Annotated in this window: 17 protein-coding genes; 7 read left to right on the top strand and 10 right to left on the bottom strand. The window is 64.4% G+C overall.

Features of this window, described 5'->3' with window-relative positions:
* Nucleotide 1: 1 nt before the first annotated feature.
* The 8 genes from G7016_RS20940 to G7016_RS20975 form a co-directional block, all read right to left on the bottom strand.
* The gene (locus tag G7016_RS20940; RefSeq protein ID WP_181117637.1) at nucleotides 2–1,270 is read right to left on the bottom strand and encodes an MFS transporter; all 1,269 of its coding nucleotides are present in this window, start codon (nucleotides 1,268–1,270) and stop codon (nucleotides 2–4) included.
* The gene (locus tag G7016_RS20945) at nucleotides 1,260–3,737 is read right to left on the bottom strand and encodes an efflux RND transporter permease subunit (RefSeq protein ID WP_181117638.1); all 2,478 of its coding nucleotides are present in this window, start codon (nucleotides 3,735–3,737) and stop codon (nucleotides 1,260–1,262) included. Before G7016_RS20945 ends, G7016_RS20940 begins: the two co-directional genes overlap by 11 nt.
* Nucleotides 3,738–3,740: 3 nt before the next feature.
* Nucleotides 3,741–4,796 carry a YCF48-related protein gene (locus tag G7016_RS20950; RefSeq protein WP_258195268.1) on the bottom strand — a complete coding sequence of 352 codons (1,056 nt, stop codon included), beginning with the start codon at nucleotides 4,794–4,796 and terminating at the stop codon, nucleotides 3,741–3,743.
* Nucleotide 4,797: 1 nt separating this feature from the next.
* Complete coding sequence (locus tag G7016_RS20955) at nucleotides 4,798–6,156, bottom strand: DUF1329 domain-containing protein (protein ID WP_181117640.1); 1,359 nt, start codon at nucleotides 6,154–6,156, stop codon at nucleotides 4,798–4,800.
* Nucleotides 6,157–6,174: 18 nt separating this feature from the next.
* Nucleotides 6,175–7,869, bottom strand: coding sequence for a DUF1302 domain-containing protein (locus G7016_RS20960; protein WP_181117641.1), 1,695 nt, complete (start codon nucleotides 7,867–7,869; stop codon nucleotides 6,175–6,177).
* 142 nt (nucleotides 7,870–8,011) lie between these two features.
* The gene (locus G7016_RS20965) at nucleotides 8,012–9,136 is read right to left on the bottom strand and encodes an FAD-dependent oxidoreductase (RefSeq protein WP_181117642.1); all 1,125 of its coding nucleotides are present in this window, start codon (nucleotides 9,134–9,136) and stop codon (nucleotides 8,012–8,014) included.
* Between the two features lie 154 nt (nucleotides 9,137–9,290).
* Complete coding sequence (locus tag G7016_RS20970) at nucleotides 9,291–9,626, bottom strand: Rieske (2Fe-2S) protein (RefSeq protein WP_181117643.1); 336 nt, start codon at nucleotides 9,624–9,626, stop codon at nucleotides 9,291–9,293.
* Nucleotides 9,627–9,631: 5 nt separating this feature from the next.
* Complete coding sequence (locus G7016_RS20975; protein WP_181117644.1) at nucleotides 9,632–10,573, bottom strand: VOC family protein; 942 nt, start codon at nucleotides 10,571–10,573, stop codon at nucleotides 9,632–9,634.
* A 328-nt stretch (nucleotides 10,574–10,901) separates the two neighbouring features.
* Between G7016_RS20975 and G7016_RS20980 the strand changes: the two genes are divergently transcribed.
* Complete coding sequence (locus tag G7016_RS20980; RefSeq protein WP_181117645.1) at nucleotides 10,902–12,059, top strand: alpha/beta hydrolase family protein; 1,158 nt, start codon at nucleotides 10,902–10,904, stop codon at nucleotides 12,057–12,059.
* Nucleotides 12,060–12,222: 163 nt separating this feature from the next.
* The gene (locus G7016_RS20985) at nucleotides 12,223–12,654 is read left to right on the top strand and encodes a hypothetical protein (RefSeq protein WP_181117646.1); all 432 of its coding nucleotides are present in this window, start codon (nucleotides 12,223–12,225) and stop codon (nucleotides 12,652–12,654) included.
* A 31-nt stretch (nucleotides 12,655–12,685) separates the two neighbouring features.
* On the opposite strand, the gene G7016_RS20990 is transcribed toward G7016_RS20985, so the two are convergent.
* Together G7016_RS20990 and G7016_RS20995 are read right to left on the bottom strand one after the other, a co-directional pair.
* Entirely contained in the window at nucleotides 12,686–12,943 is a 258-nt protein-coding gene (locus tag G7016_RS20990; RefSeq protein WP_181117647.1) for a phosphopantetheine-binding protein, read from the bottom strand.
* A gap of 94 nt (nucleotides 12,944–13,037) precedes the next feature.
* Nucleotides 13,038–14,315: a sigma-54 interaction domain-containing protein gene (locus G7016_RS20995; protein WP_308812201.1), complete on the bottom strand. Its 1,278-nt coding sequence runs from the start codon at nucleotides 14,313–14,315 to the stop codon at nucleotides 13,038–13,040.
* 193 nt (nucleotides 14,316–14,508) lie between these two features.
* Between G7016_RS20995 and G7016_RS21000 the strand changes: the two genes are divergently transcribed.
* The 5 genes from G7016_RS21000 (at nucleotide 14,509) to G7016_RS25400 (ending at nucleotide 20,678) form a co-directional block, all read left to right on the top strand.
* Nucleotides 14,509–15,399 carry an MBL fold metallo-hydrolase gene (locus tag G7016_RS21000; RefSeq protein WP_375139708.1) on the top strand — a complete coding sequence of 297 codons (891 nt, stop codon included), beginning with the start codon at nucleotides 14,509–14,511 and terminating at the stop codon, nucleotides 15,397–15,399.
* Complete coding sequence (locus G7016_RS21005) at nucleotides 15,396–16,643, top strand: NAD(P)/FAD-dependent oxidoreductase (RefSeq protein ID WP_181117649.1); 1,248 nt, start codon at nucleotides 15,396–15,398, stop codon at nucleotides 16,641–16,643. The genes G7016_RS21000 and G7016_RS21005 overlap by 4 nt, the downstream gene beginning before the upstream one ends.
* A complete protein-coding gene (locus G7016_RS21010) occupies nucleotides 16,607–17,440 on the top strand; it encodes a sulfite exporter TauE/SafE family protein (RefSeq protein WP_181117650.1) in 834 nt (277 codons plus the stop codon). The genes G7016_RS21005 and G7016_RS21010 overlap by 37 nt, the downstream gene beginning before the upstream one ends.
* Nucleotides 17,441–17,546: 106 nt before the next feature.
* Nucleotides 17,547–17,819 carry a DUF6555 family protein gene (locus G7016_RS21015; protein ID WP_181117651.1) on the top strand — a complete coding sequence of 91 codons (273 nt, stop codon included), beginning with the start codon at nucleotides 17,547–17,549 and terminating at the stop codon, nucleotides 17,817–17,819.
* 189 nt (nucleotides 17,820–18,008) lie between these two features.
* Nucleotides 18,009–20,678 carry a M10 family metallopeptidase C-terminal domain-containing protein gene (locus G7016_RS25400; RefSeq protein WP_181117652.1) on the top strand — a complete coding sequence of 890 codons (2,670 nt, stop codon included), beginning with the start codon at nucleotides 18,009–18,011 and terminating at the stop codon, nucleotides 20,676–20,678.
* The last annotated feature ends 55 nt before the right edge of the window (nucleotides 20,679–20,733 follow it).

Here is a 20,733-nt window from a genome sequence, read left to right on the forward strand (position 1 = left end):
GTTATAAAGGGGTGTGAGTACCGGGTTGAGAGCTTCCCGGGGCGCTGCCGCTACGAACAGCGTGAAAGGTCTGATTATCGGTAGCGGGCACCTGGCTTTCCGGCACCGAATGCAAGCCCTGGCTCAACTTCAAACAGCACAGCCCGATCAGCACCTGCACCCCGGCGACCACCAGCAAGGCCATGGGCAAGCTGGCAGGCACGCCACCGGTAAGCGCGAGCACGACCAAAGGGCTGGCAAATTCGCCGGCGAAGATGGATGCGGTAAACAGCCCGCTGGCCCTGCCCCGCTGGGCAAAGGGCACCCGGACCATGATGGCGCCGATCAGGTTGGGCAGCATCATGCCTACCCCTACACCGTTCAGCGTGACCGCCGCAGCCACTTGTCCAGGGCTACCGGCCAGGGCCAGCCAGGCACCACCAGCACCGGCGCATACAAACGCCAGCAACAACGCCCGGCGGGTGTGTTGGCCCAGCCAGCGGTAGCTCAAGGCGCCAACCACCACGCCCAACTGGTTGGCCGCCATGGTGGCGCCGATCTGCGCCGGATTGTCTACGCCCAGCAATGCCAAGCGAAAGCCGCCCTGGATAGGCACAATGAACAGGCTTACCCCGGCGATCACCGCCAGCAGGTAGAACGCCTGCAAGCCGGACCAGGCGCTGCCGCCCTCCACAGGGTTGCCCGGCTGCATAGCCCCGGCGCGTGGCTCCCACAGCAGGCGCAGCACCAGCGGCAGGAAAATTACCCCGCTGGCATACAGCCAGAACGGCGTGCGCCAGTTCTGCTCACCCAGTGCCCCACCGATGCCCATGAACAGCGCGGCGGACAGCGAAGTGGCGACCATTTGCAAGGCGAACAGGCGTTGCCGCCGCGTGCCGCTGTAGTAGTCCCCCATGAGGGTGGTGCAAGCGGTCATGATTGCCGCCTCGGCCAGGCCAATGCCGGCACGGCTGGCCACGATTGCCGGCAGCGATGGCAGCCACAGAGGTAACAACCCGCACAGGCTATAGAGCATCAGCGCCAGGCACAGCAGCGGCTTGCGCCCGAAGCGGTCAGCCATCAGCCCGGCGAACGGCGCCAGCACGGCGACTACCAGCGCAGGCAGCGTAAGGCTCAAAGGCACCAGCACAGCGGCGCCCGGCACGTCGGCGAAGTGGGCCTGCATGCGAGGCAGCACGGGTGCCAGCAGCACCGCGCCCAGCACCGGCAAACAACTACCAAGCAACAACAGGGCTGACTGTGGCCAGCCGGCCACGCGCTCACCGTTCATGGGTGGCCTCCAGGGCTTTGGGTGGAAGGGGCAGACGGCGCTCGGTACGTGGTGCTTCCCGACTGGCCTGTGCCAGCGTCTGAGCCTGGCCTTGGCGGGCCTTCGGCAACAGGAAGCAGGCCAGTGCCGGCAGCAACACCAGTGCGCCCACCATGTTCAGCACGAACATGAAGGCCAGCAGCACGCCCATGTCCGCCTGGAACTTGATCGGCGAGAACATCCAGGTGCCCACTGCCACCGCCAGGGTGATGCCGGTAAGCATCACCACCCGCCCGGTGAAGCGCAGGGCCCGCTGATAGGCTTGCGACAGAGTGGCGCCCTGGCGCATTTCAGCCAACACGATGGTCATCACATAGAGGGCGTAGTCCACGCCAATGCCCACGCCCAGGGCGATCACCGGCAAGGTAGCGACCTTGATGCCTATGCCCAGCCACACCATCAGTGCCTCACAGAGGATGGAGGTGAGCGCCAGCGGCAGCACCGCGCACACCACTGCGCGCCACGAACGGAAGGTCACCAGGCACAGCAACACCACCGCGCCATACACCCACCACAGCATTTCCCGGCTAGCCTGGTGCACCACGATGTTGGTGGCCGCCTCGATCCCGGCGTTGCCCGCTGCCAACAGGAACTGCGCGTTCTCGTTGTCGTTGTCGCGGGCGAACTGCTGCACGCTGTCTACTACCCGGGCAAGGGTGTCGGCCTTGTGGTCGGTAAGGTAGGCATACAGGGTGAGCAGGCTGCAGTCTTCGTTGTACAGGCCGCGCGGCGCGCCAGCGGTGACCATGTTCAGGGTGGCCTGGTTGTTCACCAGTTCGTACCACTTCGGGCTGCCTTCGGAGAGGCCTACCAGCACACGGCGGTTGAGTAGCGCCAGCGAGTTGGTGGAATCCACGCCCTCCAGCCCGCGCAGGCGCCAGTCGAGCTGGTCGACCCGGCGCAGGGTGTCGTAGCTGGAGCAACCACCTTGCGGGGTTTTAACCATCACTGCGAACACGTCGCTGCTGGCGCCGTAGTGGTCGGTCATGTAGGCGCTGTCACGGTTGTAGCGTGAGTCGGCGCGCAGTTCGGGCGCGCCGGCATCCAGGTCACCGACTTTGAGGTGCAAGCTGGTGAGGTAGCCGCCGATGGCCATCACTGCCGCCACCGCGACCGCCGCCATTGCCCAGCGCGGGTGGGTGAAACGGTCCAGGACCGCCCACAGCCCCTTTATCTCCCCGTCCTCGGCCGCGCTTTCGCCGCGCAGGCTGCGTTGCGCCGCATGAGCGCTCACGCCCAGGTACGACAGCAGCACCGGCAGCAGAATCAGGTTGGTGAAGATCAGCACCGCCACGCCCAGGCTGGCGATCAGCGCCAGGTCCTGAATCACCTGGATCTTGATCACCATCAGCACGGCAAAGCCCACTGCGTCACACAGCAGCGCGGTAAGCCCTGCAAGGAACAGGCGGCGGAAGGTGTAGCGGGCTGCGACCAGGCGATGCATGCCTCGGCCTACGTCCTGCATGATGCCGTTCATTTTCTGCGCGCCGTGGCTGATGCCGATCGCGAACACGAGGAACGGTACCAGCACCGAGTACGGGTCCAGCGCATAGCCGAGCATCGGCAACAAGCCCAGTTGCCAGATCACCGCTACCAACGAGCAGCACAACACCAGCAAGGTGCTACGCAGGCAGCGGGTATAGGCGAACAGCACCACGGCCGTGATCACGATGGCGGCGGCAAAGAAGGCAAGGATCTGCACCAGCCCGTCGATGAGGTCGCCCACCACCTTGGCAAAGCCGGTGATGCGCACCTCGGTATGGGCGTTTTGGTATTTAGCCCGCAGCGCTTCCAGTTGGCTGGCAAACGCGTGGTAGTCCAGCGGCTTGCCGTCAGCGGTGGTGGTCAGCAGCGGTACATACACAATGCTCGAGCGTTGGTCGAACGCCACCAGTTGGCCGATTTCGTTGGAGCGCTGCACGTTTTGCCGCAGCGCCGCCAGGCTGGCCGCCGCGCCGTCGTAGCCGTCAGGGATCACCGGGCCGCCTTCCAGGCCCTCTTCGGTCACGCCTACCCAACGTACCGACGGCGTCCAGAGGGAACGCATGTACGCGCGGTCCACGCCGGGAAGCAGGTACACCTCGTCGTTGAGCTTTTGCAGGGTGGCCAGGTAGCCGGGGCTGTAGATATCGCCGTCGCGGTTGGCCACACTGATCCGCACCGCGTTGCCCAGGCCCGACAGCTCCTGGCGGTGCTCCAGATAGTTGGCAATGAAAGGATGGCCAGACGGGATCATCTTCTCGAAGCTGGCATTGAGCGTAAGCCGCGTGGCCTGCCAGCCCAGCAGTGCCGTGACCAGCAGGCACAGCAACAACACCAGCCGCCGGTGGTTGAACAGTGCGCGCTCCAGCCAGGAACCGGACGCTGCGTCGAAGTCTTCCAGGCGCCCGCTTTCAGGGCTGGCGCCGGTGGGGGAATGGCTCAGCATCGGTTACTCCGTAGAAGGCTGGGTGGCTGAAGGCAAAGCAATGCGGGCCGGGCCGCCGAAACCTACGGCCACCAGGTTGCCGTCACGGGCCTCGATGGCCGCGGTCAAGGGTGGCCCGGGCTGGCTACCCAGGGGCCGCGCCACGCCCTCTGCGCTGACTTGAAGTAGCCCGCCGGCCTGATTGATCACCAGCGTGCCTGCAGGCCGGGACACCAAGGCGTTCACCGAGACGGTAATGGGATTGGTCAGGGTGTCGAACTGTTCGGTGCGGGGATCGAACACCAGCAGGCTGCCACGCAAACCGCCCAGCAAAATGCGCTGGTCCGGCAACGCGCTCAAGGCAAAGAAACTGCCTTCGTAGGGGGTGGGTACCGCGTCGAAGTGCGCGCCGTCGTCTGCCGAACGGAGGAACAAGCCTTGCTCGCCAGCGACGTACAGGGCGGCGCCTTGCCGTTGTACCGCGTACAGGTGCAGCCCTTGCGGGTTAGGCAAGCGGCCCATCCAGGACTGCCAGGTCGCACCGCCATCTTCGGTCGCCATGGCCAGGCCGTAGGCGCCCACCACCACACCATGGCGGGCGTCACTGAAGTTCAGCGCCAGCCACGGCTTGTCGGCGCCATCTGCCACCAGCCGTTTTGCGGCGCCCAGCCGGGCCTCGTCGCCGCTGGCCTGAGCGGCGTTCAGCTCCAGCCGCGCTGCCTCGGTGCCGTCCAGCTGCAGGGCCCAGTGCTCCCCACCATCGTCGCTGTGCAACACCACACCCGCGTGGCCGATGGCCCAGCCCTGGCGGTTGTCGACAAAGCGAACGGCGGTCAAGGTATTGGTCACTGGCACCGTGGCCGGGCGCCAGCCATTACCGTTGTCGTCGGACAGCAGCACGGTGCCCCGCTCGCCCACAGCCACCAAGCGGTCGCCGGCGCGGGTGATGTCCAGCAACACGGCATGCAAGCCCTGAGCGGTGGCGGGTGCAGGCGCCGCCGCAGTGCTGGCAGCCTGTACGGGGCTTGTGACCAGTGCGCCCGCGAGTACGGCAAGGGCGATCAGCCTGTTGGCGTTCATCTCAGCGCACGCCTTCGCCGGCGAGGGCATCAGGAGTGAACACGCTGTCCTTGTAGGCATTCACTACCCGGTACTGCTCACTCTTGCCGGCAAAGATGTCACCGGTAAACCAGGCGCCCGAGAGCAGGTCGTAGAAGCCGTTGGTGAGGGTGACCACGCCTGGCAGGTCTGGCAGCACTACCGGAGTGGTCCAGAGCGCCTTGGCCAGCTGGTTCTGCGCATCGTAGCGCTCGCCCAGCACCGCAGCCCAGGTGTCTTCGTCCACGTAGTAGGTGCTGCGCGGCATCACATGGCGCTTACCCGCCTTGAGGGTGGCTTCCACTACCCACACACGGTGCAATTCCCAGCGCAGCGCGGAGGGGTTCAAATGGTGCTCGCCCAGCAGGTCGGTAGGGTTGGCGGCCGTGAACACCTTGTTTGCGTTGTAAGGGATGTAGAGCTCCTTCTTGCCTACCAGCTTCCAGTCGAAGCGGTCCAGCCGGCCGTTGAACACATACAGCTCATCGAAGCTCATTACACCGGCCGTGGCCGGGGTAGGCGTGTCGCAGCAGGCGTTGGGCAGGCGGCGCACCCGGCGCTGACCTGGCAGGTAGGTCCATACACCGGCATTGTCGGCGTTGATGTTTTCCCGCCCGGTGATGGCCTCGCCGGCGCGCAGGGGCGGGCCATCGTTCACCATGCGAATCGACCAGAAGGTGCCGTCCTTCTTGCCGCCATCAGGCAGGTACCACGGCATTTGCATGTCCGCGCGCGAGTCGTTGGTGAGTACGTGCTTGCCGTCGGCGGTGGTCAGGTACTGGGTGAAGTTGGCGTGCCAGGACGCACCGCGCCAGCGCAGCAGGTGGTTCCACATCACCTCCACCCCTGCCTTGGGGATCGGGAACGGAATACCGCCCTGGGCGTTTTCGGGCATGGCGCCGGCAGAGCCTTCGGTCAGCTTCGCGCCTGTGGCGTTGGCATAGGTAGCGTCATACACCGCCTGGGGCGCGGCGGCGGTGCGGTGGGTGGCATACACGTCGAGCTTGTAGCTGTCAGGGTACTTCTTGAGCATGGCCTTGGTGCCTTCGGACAGTTTGTCCGCGTACTGGGCCATGTTCTGGGCAGTAATGGTCAACAGCGGCTTTTCGCTTGCGAAGGGATCGCTGCGCTTGCCATCGCCGCCACCGGCCTGCACCAGCCCGCCGGTCCAGGCCGGGATGCTGCCGTCGGCGTTGCCGGAGCGCTCGGCGCCCAGAGGCGTGAGGGTGGTTTTCAAGGTGTCGGCTTCGGCGGCGCTGACGGCGGCCTGCACCGGATTGGCCAGGCAGGCGGCAGCCAGTAAAGCGACCGACAAGGCACTCAGGCGGTGGCGAAGGTTCATGGACAATCCCCTTTATTGTTAGAAAGTACGGCTGACGCTGAAGGCCAGGAAGTCACGGTCAATCAGGCTTTGTTCGAAGGTGTAATTGCTGCTGGCGTCCAGGAAGGTGTCGCTGCGGCCGTAGTAGTGCGTGTAGGTCAGGCCCACGTTCCAGGTATTGAGGTAGTTGCCCTTGATACCAATGTTCAGGTCGCCGCCACGGTTGGCGCCAAAGCCGGTGCCCAGTGCCATCGAGGCACCGTGGGTGTAGCTGGCACCGATCGGCACACTCACGTCCCAGCCCGGGAAAGCCTGGCGGTACATGGGCTCATACACGGTGCGCAGGCTCCAGGCGTCGCGGTCGGCGTTGGGGTCTACGGCGTCGGCATTTCGGGTTACGCTGAGCACGCGGTTCCAGGCGATTTCGCCCACGAAACTGGCTTCCTGGGACACAAACGACGGGCCCAGGCTCGCTAACCATGAGAGGTTGGCGTGCAACGTATGGCCGGTGGCATACACCGCGTCGTCGGCGTCGTTGGATACGCCCTCGCCCGCTATCAGGCTGTGCTGGAGCGTGGAGGCCAGCGGCTGGTGCCAGCGGGTGGACAGCTCGCCCGCGATGTTGAATTCCTCCAGGGTGGTGGAGAAGCTCGTGCCCACTGCCTCGATCCCTTCCGGGTAAGCCCAGTAGTAGTTACCGGCGTAACCGCTCACCGGGTTGAGGTTGGCGAAGTCTGGCCGCACGATCAGCTGCGGGCTTTTGTCGTGGAAGCGAATGGCATAAAAGCCGAAGTCGTAGTTGTCGGTGCGCCAGCGCAGTTGCACCCCGCCCTGCCCCCCGTCCTTGGCCTGCTTGGTACTTCCACGGTAGAACGCCAGCGGCGCGGCCCCGGGGAACAACGGTGCGCCCACGAACAAGCGTTCGTTGCCGTCAGCGAAGAAGTCGTCGGTAGAGAAGTAGCTTCCTGAAGCCGGCAGACGGTTGGCTTCCCACTCGAACTGGTAATAGGCGCCGATGCTCACGTCGGGCGTGAGCTGCAGCTGGCCGGACATCTGCTTGACCGGACGGATCAGTTCCTTGAACTGGGTATTGGGCACCGACAACCCCTTCACCACGTCGATCGGGGCCATGCCGCCGGCAATGCCGTTCATGCCGTAGAACAGGCTTTCACCCCACTGCATGGCGTACTGGCCCAGGCGCGCGGAGGCCGGCATTTCGCCCAGGTCACCTTTGGCGAACACGAAAGCGTCAAGCAGCTCGGCCTTGCGCCCGTGGAGGGTGCGGGTGGCGTCAGGGAAGTCATCACCGTCGAAGCTGTTGATGCGATCGGCGGCGTTGTTGTCGGTGTTGCGGTTATAGGCATCGTCGTACCAGGCCGCGCCGCTTATCCGGGCGCCGACGTTCTGGTAGGTGATGTCCATTTCCGACAGCACGTCCACACGGCTGGAGATCAGCCCCTTGTCGAAATTGCGGTCGCCGTCATCCAGGTTCAGCGAGGTGCTGCCTTCGGTCAGCCGGTCAGACTGCCCCTCGGTACGCCAGGCGGCACTGTACTTGAGGGTGTTGTCCCAGCGAATGCGCAGGTCCGGGTTGCCCGCGTCGAACTCGAATGCCTGGCTGTGCCCGGACGTGCCTAACAGGGCGACCGCCACCAGCGCGGCGGCCGGGGTAAGCGCGCAGCCAGCCCCTGCCCCGCGCAGCCCGAGCCGCGCGGCGGATATACGAAGTGCCATGGTGATTCCCTCGTTTTTTTATTCTTTTAAGGCTTTTCACCCTGTGGGAAGCGGGCGCCAGCTCGCGAATAGATTTATGGCCCCATATTCGCGAGCTGGCGCCCGCTTCCCACAAAGCTAGGCTGCCAGGCTCTCAGGCGGCTCAGACAGGCTGCGCGGTGAGCTCCAGCATCCGTTTCACCAGCCCTATCCGGTCGAACGCCCGGTCCTGTTGCATTTCCTTGTCGCCGGCCAGCACCGATTGCTCGCTGATGAACTTGCAGCGTTCGAAGCGCCGCGCCATGAAGCGCTGAAGTTGCTCTTCCAGGGTGCCGCCGGCGGTGAGCTCCTCGCCCAATACCACAGCGTCTTCAATGGCCATGCCAGCGCCTTGGCCCAGGTGGGGTGTGGTGGCGTGGGCGGCGTCGCCGATCAGCAGCACGCGGCCGCTGTACCAGGGCTCGTCCACGAACACCACTTCCATGGGCTTGTAAACCACTTGGCTGCTGTCCACGATCTGCTCGCGCAGCTCGCCGATGATCCCGCCAAAGCCGGCCAGCCGGGCACGCATCTGCTCGGCCAAGGTGCTGGCGTCCATCCAAGGGTTTTCGGGTTCATGGGAGGTCAGGAACAGGTACATCAGGTCGCCGGCCAGTGGCACCAGCCCGGCGTTGCCGGCAGCGCTCTGGAAGTTGGCCAGGTGGTCGATGTGCGGCGCCCGGGGGAAGTTGTGGCGCCACACGGCTTGCCCGGTGAAACGCGGCGTGTAGCGCTCGCCGAACAGCAGGCCGCGGATCTGCGAGTACAGCCCATCGGCGCCGACCACCAGGTCGTAGCGGCCGCTGCTGCCGTCGGTGAACAGCACATCGACGCCGTCCGCGTCCTGGTTCAGGGTTTCCACGGCCAGGCCCAGGCGGATGTTCGCGCCCAGGTTGGCGGCGGTGTCGCTGAGCACATGGTGCAGTGCCAGGCGCGAGATACCCACGTTCGCCGGGTACTGTGGGCCGGCCAGGCGCTGGCCGGGAATGCGCGCCAGGGTTTGCCCTTCAGGGCCGTAGATGGCGACGTCCTCGAAGGGATAGGCCGCGTCCAGGTAGGCATCGAGTACGCCCAGCCGGGACATTTCCCGCACTACGTTGCTCTGCTGGATGATCCCTACACCGTACACGGTCCACTCGGGCTTGAGCTCGATCAGGTCGACCTTAAACCCCTGCCGGCGGAGCGAAATGGCCGTACACAGGCCACCGATCCCACCGCCCACGACCAGAACACTGTTCACTGAACTCATGGCTTGACTCGCTTGTTTTTATTGTGGGTCGTTGATGCCAGCCTTGGCACCGCGCCGTTTGATCGGCATTACGGCGTATCTGGCACCGATTTGACTAATCGCATGTTCGGATGGGATGTATCGCCGTTCGCGATACCTCAGCCGTTCCGTTTATTCAGGTTTCCAGCCACACGTCATCACCTTCGATGCGGTGGCGTAGCGCCGTCAGGTGCTCATCCAGGCACGGCCCGTACACACAGCGGCCATCCACCGGATCGAAGCGCGCGCCGTGGGCGTAGCAGATGATCCAGGCGCCGTCGGCCGAGAGGTAACGGTCCTTGCGGTATTCCAGCGGTACATCCAGGTGCGGGCAGCTGTTGCGATATACCCGCACCTGGCCTTGATGCAGCAATGCGAACACCTGATCGTGGCCGGCGCCCCAAGGGTCGAACCCTCGGGACTGGCCTTCGCTCAGCTGCGCCAGCGCACACAGGCGCGTTGCCACTGCCATGGCGCTTAGCCTTGCTTGGGTGGCGGGCCGCTCGGCGCCCACTTCTCACGGCTGGATAACAGGAACAGCTGCGAGTTATCCGCGGACATCGGCGCAAACCGCGCAGCCCAGGCATCGTCATGCTTGTCCATGTCGGCGTCGTACTCGATGTGGCATCCCAGCGGGCTGTTGAAGTACCAGAACCAGTTCGAGCCGAACAGGTGACGCCCCGGCCCCCAGAAGCTGGTCCAGCCCTTGGCCGCGAAGCGTTGGCCCGCGAGCAAAACTTCAGTCCCGCTGCCCATATGGAAGGTGAAATGCTCGCACCCTTTCATATGCGGCGGAGTTTGAATCATGAACAGGCAATGGTGATCGTCCGAGCCTGCCGGGCGCATGAACGGCCCTACCCCCTCGAAGGTGTCGGTGATGCGAAAGCCCAGGCGATCGGCATAGAACGCGCCGGCCTTGGTGGAATCGGGCACGAAGTACACCACATGGGACAGCGTGCGCGGCTTGGCTTCCATGTCCGGGGAAATACCTACCTGGTTCAGCGGCCGCTGGGGCTCGCTGCCAGGGGCGTTGGTGAGGTCTGCCGGGGCGCTGAACGGCCGCCGCTGCGCTACCTGGAACGCAATATGAAAGCCCATGTCGTCCACGCTGTGCAGGCTGCCGTCGGCATCGCGGCGTACTTCGCGGTCACGGGCCAGTTCGTCCTCGATGGCCGCCAGGTCTTCTGCGCTGGCCACTGCATAAATGGTTTCACGCAGCGACGGCGCCGGGCCGATGGCCGGCGGCAGGCTCGCATCATCGGCCCGGCGAATGATAATGGCGGTACCGTCCAGCGCTTCGAATCGCCCGCCGTTGCCGTCCAGCCCTACGGGGTCCAACCCGTAGTCACGCAGGCAATCAGTACAGGCCTGGATGTCGTCGACACCGAAGACCAGTGCGTCTAGGCCGATGATATTCATACGAACCACTCCGTTCTTGTAATTGGAATCGGCGCCTGGCCGACTTGGAACAGAGCCTGAACGGTGGGCGATCAGCTGACCAATCGTGTGTAAGGATGCGATGTATCGCGTGGGGCGATACCTGCGGCAAGCCGCTGACCCAACCCGAAGGAGTAGGCGCCACTCTGCTAACCGCTACGCCCCAACGAAATCAACCTAGTGCCCCACGCGATACCTCCTATCCCCGGATACGATTGGCAGCGATACCCCGGCCTTCCTTATGGTGCAGGGATGGCGCGCCTGCCTTTTCAGCGCGCGGCCCTTTCGCAACGCACAAGGACAACAAGAAATGTTCAAGTACTTCCCCACCAATTACGTGTGGAACCTCTCTGTAGACCTGGCCATTGAAATGGGCGCGCGCATGGGCGAGATCGAGGAGATGTGCGCGCCGCTGCAAGAAGCCGCCAAACAGCCGGACAAAGCCGGTACCGAGGCGTTCCGCGAAACCTGGGCGAAGATGGCCGACAAGCTGTGCGGCTTGGCCGAGGAAGACGAAAGCGCCGGGCGGTTGCTGTCGGCTGGCGAAAAGTATAATCGCGCGGCCACCTACTACCTCACCTGCGAGCGCCTGCAGGCCCACGGCGCGCCAGGGCGTGCGGACTTGTACCAGCGTTTTCTCAGCACCTTTGCCCGCGGCATTGCGCTGTCGAAAGAGAACTGCGAGCGGGTGGAAATCCCCTACGAAGGCGCTCACATCTCGGGCTTGCTCGTTCGAGCCGAAGGCGTGGACGGCCCGGCACCACTGCTGGTGCAGGTGAACGGCCTGGACTCCACCAAGGAAATGAAATACCGCGTGGGGCTGCCGGCATGGCTGGCCAAGCGTGGCGTGTCCTCGCTGATCATTGACCAGCCAGGCACCGGCGAAGCGCTGCGCCTGCACAACCTCACCGCCCGTTTCGACAGTGAACACTGGGCCAGCCGGGTGGTGGACTGGCTGGAAACCCGCGCGGACGTAGACCCCAAGCGCATCGGCATGGAAGGTGTGTCGCTGGGTGGTTATTACTGCCCTCGCGCCGTGGCCTTCGAGCCGCGCTTCGCTTGTGGCGTGGTGTGGGGCGCCAACCACGACTGGCGCGACGTGCAGAAGCGCCGGCTGGAAAAGGAAGGCGACTTCCCGGTACCGCACTACTGGGCCCACGTACGCTGGGTGTGGGGCGCCAAGGATCAGGACGACTTCATGGCCATCGCCGAGAACGTGCACCTGGACGGCGTGCTGGATCGCATCAAAGTGCCCTTCCTGGTCACCCACGGCGAAAAAGACTCGCAGATCCCGCTCAAGTGGGCACATCGTACCTATGAGCAGCTGGTCAACAGCCCTCGCCGGGAGTTGAAGGTGTTCACTGCCCGTGAAGGCGGCGTGCAGCATTCCAGCTTCGACAACAGCATAAATGCCGGGCAATACATCGCTGACTGGGTGGCTGAAGTGTTGGGCGGACGGGTGGCGTAAGGACGATCGATTGGCGGGCCTCGTTCGCAGGCTGGCGCCTGCTCCTACCAGGCCGGCGCTGGACCTGTGCGAACGGTCGTCACCGCGGACACTCGGCATTCACCCAGCCTCTTGGGTCTGCTAAGGTGGCGCCCCTTATTCATGCCAGCACACAGGGGGCCCCTTGGCCGCGCTCGAAACCCTCACCGCCGACCTTTTCGAAGTGGACAAGCGCCTGTCGCTCAAGCCCGTCACCGATTTCAACGCCTACCTGCGCGAGGCCTTCGGTGACGGCCCTTGCAGCTGCGTGCGCTGCCAGCAAAACGGCGGCAATGACAGCGGCTACACCCTGCGTCATACCTTCATGTTCTCGGGTGCCCAAACCCACCGCCGCTTCGCCAATACCAGTGCCAGCGACGTGCTGTTGATGCTGAAGAAGGCGTGGCTGTCCTACACCAAGGCCGAGCTGCCTGTTACCGGCGCGCTGGACGTTGATACCGTACAAAGCTTCGTGGAGCCTGGCCTGCATGAACGGCTGCTGCCGTTGTTACAGGCCAGTGGGTTGGTCAGCCAGGTAGACGGCGAGTTGATGTTGAACAAGCCGGTGGAAGGGTAAGGGCGAAGCACGTGCGGGAACGGATTCGGGTCTAGTAGTCCATCTGACGTGGGCCTGACCTGCCGAGGCTATCCCTTTCAATTTCGACCATGGTAACCAGGCTCCCAACAGTCTTCGCTTGCGCTACCATGTCATCCGAGAGAACTACGTCGAACTTATTCTCTATACTTTTTATTATCTCCGTGAGGCTGACTATATCCGTCAGCCTATCTGTAAGAGCGGTTTTACTAGTTATAGCGCTGCCAAGTTTCGCTATGAAAAGTTCTTGTATATCTGATTCCAGGGACATGGCTCTTCTCCTCCGACGTGGTAGCTAGATCCTGGCCTAGCCGCCCGCTCCATAACACTGGCAACTCTGCCAGGTTTTCGCGCCGCCCGTCGCCTCACCCCTCATCCATCCCCAACGCCTTCAAGCGCCGATAAAGCGTGCGCTCACTCAGCCCCAAATGTATCGCCAGCGCCTTGCGCGAACCGCGAAAGCCAGCCAGCGCCTGGGCAAGCTTGTGCTGCTCGCTGGGCAGGGATGCCAGCGTCGGCTCGTCCAGGGGCAAGTCCCGCCGGTGAATCACACCATCGCTGGCCATCAACTGTGCGCGCTCCAGCACATTGCGCAGCTCTCGGATGTTTCCTGGGTAGTGATAGGCCTGTAGCCAGGCCATCGCGTCGGGGGCGACCCGCCATGGCGTGCCCTGTGCCGTGCGGCGAAGAAGGCTGTCGATCAGCAAGGGGAGGTCTTCGGCGCGCTCGCGCAAGGCCGGCAAGCGCAAGGTGAAGGCATTGATGCGGTAATACAGGTCCTGACGGAAGCTGCCGTTGGCCACCATCTCTGCCAGCGGCTTGTGGGTCGCAGCTACCAGGCGAAAGTCCGAATGCAGGGTGCGCAAGCTACCCACGGGCCGAAAGCTGCCTGATTCGATCAACCGCAGCAGCTTGGCCTGGGTGGCCAGCGGCACTTCGCCGATCTCGTCGAGGAACAACGTGCCACCATGGGCAGCTTCGGCCAGGCCCGTCTTGCGCGTAGCGGCGCCGGTGAACGCGCCCTTTTCATGGCCGAACAACTCGCTCTCGAACAGGGTCTCGCTCAACCCCGTGCAGTCGACCACCACCAAGGGCCCGCCTGCCCTGGGGCTGGCCGCATGCAGGGCGCGGGCGAACAGTTCCTTGCCCGTGCCGGATTCACCCTGCAGCAATACCGGGATTTGCGATGGCGCGGCCCGTTCCAGGTCGGCAAGCGCACGCTGGAAGGCGGGTGCGCGCCCTACCAGGCCGTGCTCACTGGGCTGGGCCGCCGCCACCGCCAGGGAACGCAGCCGCTCTACGTAACCCAGCAACTCCCCGCCCTCGCCATACAGCGGGCGCAGCTCTACATCCACGTGCTCTGGCCCGCGTGGCGTGTGGTGAACATGCAACACACGCTCCGGCAAGCGTGTTTCCCGTGCCTTGCGCATGGGGCAATGCTCGCCGGCACGGTCGCAGGGCACGTTGTAACCATGGGACACCTGGTGGCAGGTGTGGCCGATCGGCGCCTGGCCGCGTTGGCCGAACTGCTGCCGGTAGGCGCGGTTGGCAGCAACGATATGGTAGGCCGTGTCCAGCACGATGGCAGGCAGCGGGTCATGTTCCAGGTAGGCGTTCAACGCCAGTGGGTCGAAGGTGGCCACGGGGGCTCCAGCAGCAGGCAGGCCGGGAAATACTGCCATTGACTGCCACCCACTGCCAGCACCGCTGACGAACGTGGCAGTTCCACGGAGCGGAGTAGCCGCGTGGCCCAGCAAATACTGCCTTGGCGCGCTGGCACGGATATTGAGTTACCCGACCATTGGCTGCGGTCGCCCTCGCCGTTTTGGAGCCCTCATGATGCACCTGCAAACCGACGCCTACCGGGTGGAAGCGTTCTTCGACCAGGCCACGTCCAGCCTGAGCTATCTGCTGCTCGACCGCGCCAGCCAAGCCTGTGCGCTGATCGATGCCGTGCTCGATTACCAGCCCGCCACTGGCCATACCTCTTCAGTGAACGCCGACAGAATGATTGCGCGGGTGGGCGATCTGGGGGCCCAGGTTGAATGGATACTCGAAACCCATGTGCATGCCGACCACCTGAGCGCCGCCAGTTACCTCAAAAAGGCCCTGGGCGGGCGAATCGGTATCGGTGCGCGCGTGGTCGAGGTGCAGGCAGCTTTCAGCCGCTGGTTCCCAGGTGCTGCCGAAACAGCCACCTTCGACGCCCTGCTCGGCGACGGCGAAAATCTCAAGCTGGGCGACCTCTCGATTCAGGTACTGCACACGCCCGGGCATACACCGGCGTGCGTTACTTACCTGCTCGACAACCCCGAACAGCCCCTGGCATTCGTGGGCGACACACTGTTCACCCCAGACTACGGCACTGCTCGATGTGACTTCCCGGGTGGCGATGCCCGCGCACTGTACCGGTCGATTCAGCGGTTGCTCTGCCTGCCCGACCACACCCAGCTGTTGTTGTGCCATGACTACCGGCCGCAAGGTCGTGAGCTGATATGGCACACCACGGCGGCCGAGCAGCGCGCAGGTAACCTGCACGCAAACGCCCGCATCGGCGAAGAGGCCTTCGTGAACATGCGCATGGCGCGCGATGCCACCCTGGCAATGCCGGCCCTCATGCTGCCCGCGGTGCAAGTGAACCTGTGCGCCGGCCAACTTCCTCCTGAGCAAGCTAACGGCCTGCGTTACCTGCGTATCCCCCTCAATGCCTTCAAGGACACCCCATGACCCACACGCTACCGGTTCACGACGTGGTAATCGTTGGCGCAGGCGCCGCGGGCATCGCGACCGCCGCCAGCCTGCTCAAGCGCGTCCCCGGGCTGGACGTATTACTGATCGACCCTGCCACCGAGCACTTCTATCAGCCGGGCTGGACCCTGGTGGGTGCGGGGGTGTTCAAGGCGGCCAGCACCCGCCGCGAGACTGCCACGCTGATACCCACTGGCGCGAAGCTGCTGCAAGCCGCAGTGATCGGGTTCGACCCTGCCAACAGCCAGGTATTGCTGGCTAACCGGCCTGGCCTGGGCTATCGCCAGCTGATCGTGTGCCCGGGGCTGGTGCTGGATTGGGCCGCCATCGACGGGCTGGAAAGCACGCTTGGCCAGCACGGCGTGACCTCGAACTACCGCTACGACCTGGCGCCTTATACTTGGGAGCTCACCCGCCAACTGCGCAAAGGCCGGGCGCTGTTCACCCAGCCCGGCATGCCGATCAAATGCGCTGGCGCGCCGCAGAAGGCCCTTTATCTGGCCTGCGACCATTGGCGCCGGGAAGGCCGTCAGGGCGCGGTGCGGGCCGAGTTCCTCAACGCCAACCCAAGCCTGTTTGGCGTGGCGGCGTATGTGCCTGCGTTGCAACGCTATATCGACCGTTACGAGGTGGACCTGCGCCTTCGCCATCGTTTGGTGGCAGTGAACGGCCCCTTGCGCCAGGCCACATTCGAAGTGACTGCCAGCGATGGCAGCATCCGCCACGACACGCGCGGCTTCGACCTGCTGCATGTGGTGCCACCACAATGCCCACCCTTGGCAGTGAGTGGCAGTGCCTTGGCGGACGCCTCCGGGTGGCTGGAGGTAGACCCACACAGCCTGCGCCACCGCCGCTTCGCCAACGTTCATGGGTTGGGCGATGTTATCAATGCCAGCAACGCCAAAACGGTCGCCGCTGCCCGCAAGCAAGCCCCGGTGGTTGCCCACAACGTGGCGGCGGCTCTAGGCAAGGCAAGCGGTACGGCCCACTACGACGGTTACGGCGCGTGCCCGCTCACGGTTGAACGCGGCCGTATCGTACTGGCCGAATTTGCCTATGGCGGTGCGCTGGCGCCCTCCTTCCCCCAATGGGTGCTCAAGGGCACCGAGCCTACCCGCCTGGCCTGGTGGCTGAAGGCCCATGCGCTGCCGGCGGTGTACTGGCATGGCATGCTGCGCGGGCGGGAATGGCTGGCCCAGCCCGCGTTGGAAGCGATGCCGTGACGCTGGCCTATCTGGCCAGCGGCCTGGGCGCGGTGGCAGGCCTGGTGTTGGGGCTTACCGGCGCCGGAGGTGGCGTATTGGCGTTGCCGCTGCTGATGTTCGGCCTAGGCCTGAGCATTCCCCAGGCCGCCCCTATTGCACTGTTGGCAGTAGGGTTATCTGCCCTGCTCGGTGCGGTGATTGGCCTGCGCCAACGCATCGTGCGGTACCGGGCCGCGGCGTTGATCGGCGCCTGTGGGATCGCCACCGCGCCGCTCGGGGTGTGGCTCAGCCATCGCCTTCCCGCAGTTCCATTGGCAGCGTGTTTCGTAGCCGTACAAACCTGGGTGAGCGTGCGTTTATGGCGGGGCGCTGACCCATCGGGGCGGCCGTTAGCTCAATGCCCTTGCCGGCTGGACCGCAGCACCGGCCAACTGCACTGGACCACTTCGTGCGCGCAAGCGCTGGCAGGGACCGGCGCTCTGGCAGGCGTGTTGTCGGGCCTGCTCGGGGTGGGCGGAGGCTTCGTGATCGTGCCCGCGCTGCGGCGTTACACCGACCTGGAAATGAACAGTGTGGTAGCGACATCCCTGGCGGTGATTGCCCTGGTTGCATTGGCCACCGGCGGCGCGACCATGGCCAGCGGCGTGGGTAATATCCAACTCGCCCTGCCCTTCGCAACCGGTAGTGCAGCGGGCCTGCTGCTTGGCCGGCGAATGGCCCCCCGCGTCAGCGGCGCTGCCTTGCAGAAGGTATTCGCCGTGACAGGCTTCGCAGCGGCCATGGCGATACTGGCAAGAAGCCACGTTTTCGGCTGATTTTGCCGTATATCGGAGCGGTACGCACCGTTTGTAAATCCGATGGAATTTTGCGCGCCATACAAGGCTCCGTTAAGTCGGTAATGATCAACGGGATTGATTGGAAATGCCTACGCCAACGCTTTTCGTCATCGACTATCGCCTTCACGGCGCACCCAAGAGTTTTGTGATCCGCCTCGACCGCATGGACAACGCCGAAGCGTGGCATTGGGCCAGTTGCGATGCGGGGGTCGGGCACATACCTCGCCACCGTCACGACAAAATCAAACGCACCTCCAAACCCATGGCCGAGAAGTTCGGGATTACCGACGTGCGCTGGCGCGCGGCGGGTATGCAGCCGCCCGTAGAAGCGCCAGTGGCTGACCGCGCCGCCGGTTAGCCACATCGGGCTCGCAGTAGCAGGCCAAGACCCAACCCCGGCGAATGCAGTGCCGGGGTTTTTTACACCTGCCGATCGGCACTGGTGTTCCCCCTTTCCTGAACTACCGTTGTATCGCCGCCACTACAATGAGCGCCGAAGCGGCCGGCTGCGCCTCCACGTTGCCCCCTGCTTTGAGGAGCTACTGCCATGACCCTTATCTACGACGCCCGCGACTACGGCGCGGTTGGCGATGGAACCATGGACGATACCCAGGCCATCCAGGCCGCCATCGACGCCGCAGCCAAGACCGGAGGCCAGGTTTATCTGTCCAGGGGCACGTACGTGGTGAGCGGCGACACCTCACAGACCTCCGGGCCCTGCCTCATCCTGCCAAGTAGCGTAAGCCTGGTCGGAGACGGTGCCGGCGACACCAGCCTTAAGTTGGCGGACGACTGGAGCAAACCCGTCACCGGTATTGTCCGGGCTGCCATGGATGCACAGGACGTCGGGCTGGCTGACCTTACAGTGGATGGCAACAGCGCCAGTACCAGCGGGCGCGTGGATGGCTTCAGTACCGGCGCCGGGCCTTGGGACAGCGGCACCAACACGGGCGTGACCGTGAGTGGCGTGACGTTCACCAACTGCAGCGGCAATGGGCTGAACGCGCAACAAGGCACCTTCGCCCTGAGCGTGACCGACAGCGTAGCAACCGGCAGCGGCCTGGACGGCTTTTACGCCCACCTTGCAGGCCCTGCCGAAGGCTACGTGGACGCGGGTGGTTTTCAGGACAACCTCAGCGAAGGCAACGGCCGTAACGGCTTTACCTTGTTACTGGACAACTACCGCACCACCTTGGCCGACAACGACGCGCTGGAGAACGGAAGCCGGGGCATTCTGGTGGAAGGCCAACCGGGCGAAGCCTTCTCGGAACGAGTGGTGCTCACCGGTGGCGAAATCGCCGACAACGGCGCAGAAGGTTTACTGCTCAAGCTCACCGACTTCAGCCGGGTAAGCAACGTGACCGTGCACGATAACGGCGGCGCGGGCATCGGCTTGTATGGCTCCAGCGCCAACACGATCGCAGGCAACGTGCTGTACAACGACGCCAGCACCTTCGGCAACGCTGAAGTCGTGCTGCAGGCCTCGGACGATTCGGACGTGGGCGCCGTGGACGCTGTCACCGGCAACGTGGTGTACAACAACCTGATCGGCGGCGGCAACGCCAGCTATGCAGTGTCCGAGCGCAACGAAGACATCACCGGCTTCAACACCGTGTTCGACAACTACTTCAGCCGCTTCGGCGACCCCAGCACGGTGTTCTACGGCACTGACAGCAACGCCTTCAGCAATAACGACAACCTTACCGTGGCCGGCACTGCCGGCAATGATGTGCTGGCCGCCACGGAAGTGTCTGATACGGCGCTCTATGGCTTCGGGGGCAACGACCGGCTCACCGGCGGCCTCTACGATGACGTGCTGTACGGCGGCGCCGGGGTGGACCGGCTAACTGGCGGCGCCGGCTCGGACACCTTCCGTTTCACCCGTGCCAGCGACAGCGTACGTGGCGCCAATGACCTGATCACCGACTTCGTCGCTGGCGAAGACAAGCTTGACCTCGCCAGCCTGGGCTACAGCGGCTTGGGCGATGGCCACAACGGCACCTTGCAGCTCAGCTACAACGGCAGCCTGGGGCGGCACTACCTGCGCAGCCTGGATGCCGACAGCGACGGCCATTACTTCCAGTTGGCGCTGGTGGGCAACGTCAACGAGATACAGGCCAGCGACTTCGAAACCCTGGTGCAGGGCACCTCGGGCCGCAATACCCTCACGGGCAGCGACAATGGCGAAACGCTCAGGGGCCTGGCGGGCGCGGATACCCTCAGCGCCGGTGCTGGCAATGACTATGTAATTGGCGGCGCGGGCGCCGACCAGCTCACGGGCGGCGACGGCAACGACGTATTCGTGTTTGACGCGCTGCGCGACAGCTATGCCAACGACACCCGGGGCGTGGACAACAGCGACACGATCACCGACTTCCGCTACGACCATGACGTGCTTGACCTCTCGGCGTTTCGCTTCACCGGGTTGGGCACCGGCTACGACCACACCCTGGAAGCCACACGCACCGGCGGTGACATGGTGTTGCAGTCACTGGAAGCCGATGCCAACGGCAACTACTTCAAGCTGGTGCTCGAAGGCGTGAGCTATATCAACAATGCCGCGATCCGCTTCGGCGCCGCCACGACCACGCACTTTAATGCCGAACCCACCAGCTACGACGACTACTACATCGATGAACCCACCGCCAATGACGACACCTTGGTCGGCTATTACACCAATGACCGCCTGAACGGCCTGGCCGGCAATGACACCCTGCGCGGGGAAGCGGGCGACGACAGGCTCGATGGCGGCGCGGGTAGCGATACGCTCGATGGCGGAAACGGCAATGATCAGGTGGCGGGCGGTCGCGGTAGTGACATCTTGACTGGTGGCAGCGGCGACGATGTGCTGACCGGCGGTGCTGGCCTGGACCAGCTCACTGGCGGCTCGGGAGACGATACCTTCCGCTTCCTCGCCACCACTGACAGCTTGCGCGGGATGAGTGACGTGATCACCGATTTCGACGCCAGCCATGACCTGCTGGATGTGGCCGCGCTGGGCTATACAGGCCTGGGAAGCGGCCGCGACGGCACCTTGAAGGTGAGCTACAGCGCCGCGGCCGACCGCACCTATGTAAAAGACTTCACTGCAGGCGCAGACGGCGAGCGGTTCGAGATCACCCTTGACGGCGACCTCAGCCATGCGCTTAGCGCCGACGCGTTCGTGTTCGCGCCAGCGCCGGAGCAGGAGCTCGCCCTGCTAGGCGTGGCCGCCTGAAGCCATTCCCGGGGTTCCCCCAGCCCTACACTGTGGGGCCGGGGAAACCCGGGAA

It is taken from the genome of Pseudomonas japonica (assembly GCF_013522925.1).
Taxonomy (GTDB): Bacteria; Pseudomonadota; Gammaproteobacteria; order Pseudomonadales; family Pseudomonadaceae; genus Aquipseudomonas; species Aquipseudomonas japonica_A.

Bases quoted from the DNA above. Each gene is read 5' to 3' on its own strand.
- G7016_RS21010 (WP_181117650.1), top strand. From the start codon at position 16,607: ATGGCTGGCCCAGCCCGCGTTGGAAGCGATGCCGTGACGCTGGCCTAT.
- G7016_RS20945 (WP_181117638.1), bottom strand. From the start codon at position 3,737: ATGCTGAGCCATTCCCCCACCGGCGCCAGCCCTGAAAGCGGGCGCCTG.
- G7016_RS20955 (WP_181117640.1), bottom strand. From the start codon at position 6,156: ATGAACCTTCGCCACCGCCTGAGTGCCTTGTCGGTCGCTTTACTGGCT.
- G7016_RS21000 (WP_375139708.1), top strand. From the start codon at position 14,509: ATGATGCACCTGCAAACCGACGCCTACCGGGTGGAAGCGTTCTTCGAC.
- G7016_RS25400 (WP_181117652.1), top strand. From the start codon at position 18,009: ATGACCCTTATCTACGACGCCCGCGACTACGGCGCGGTTGGCGATGGA.
- G7016_RS20950 (WP_258195268.1), bottom strand. From the start codon at position 4,796: ATGAACGCCAACAGGCTGATCGCCCTTGCCGTACTCGCGGGCGCACTG.
- G7016_RS21015 (WP_181117651.1), top strand. From the start codon at position 17,547: ATGCCTACGCCAACGCTTTTCGTCATCGACTATCGCCTTCACGGCGCA.
- G7016_RS21005 (WP_181117649.1), top strand. From the start codon at position 15,396: ATGACCCACACGCTACCGGTTCACGACGTGGTAATCGTTGGCGCAGGC.
- G7016_RS20970 (WP_181117643.1), bottom strand. From the start codon at position 9,626: ATGGCAGTGGCAACGCGCCTGTGTGCGCTGGCGCAGCTGAGCGAAGGC.
- G7016_RS20990 (WP_181117647.1), bottom strand. From the start codon at position 12,943: ATGTCCCTGGAATCAGATATACAAGAACTTTTCATAGCGAAACTTGGC.
- G7016_RS20980 (WP_181117645.1), top strand. From the start codon at position 10,902: ATGTTCAAGTACTTCCCCACCAATTACGTGTGGAACCTCTCTGTAGAC.
- G7016_RS20965 (WP_181117642.1), bottom strand. From the start codon at position 9,136: ATGAGTTCAGTGAACAGTGTTCTGGTCGTGGGCGGTGGGATCGGTGGC.
- G7016_RS20960 (WP_181117641.1), bottom strand. From the start codon at position 7,869: ATGGCACTTCGTATATCCGCCGCGCGGCTCGGGCTGCGCGGGGCAGGG.
- G7016_RS20940 (WP_181117637.1), bottom strand. From the start codon at position 1,270: ATGAACGGTGAGCGCGTGGCCGGCTGGCCACAGTCAGCCCTGTTGTTG.
- G7016_RS20975 (WP_181117644.1), bottom strand. From the start codon at position 10,573: ATGAATATCATCGGCCTAGACGCACTGGTCTTCGGTGTCGACGACATC.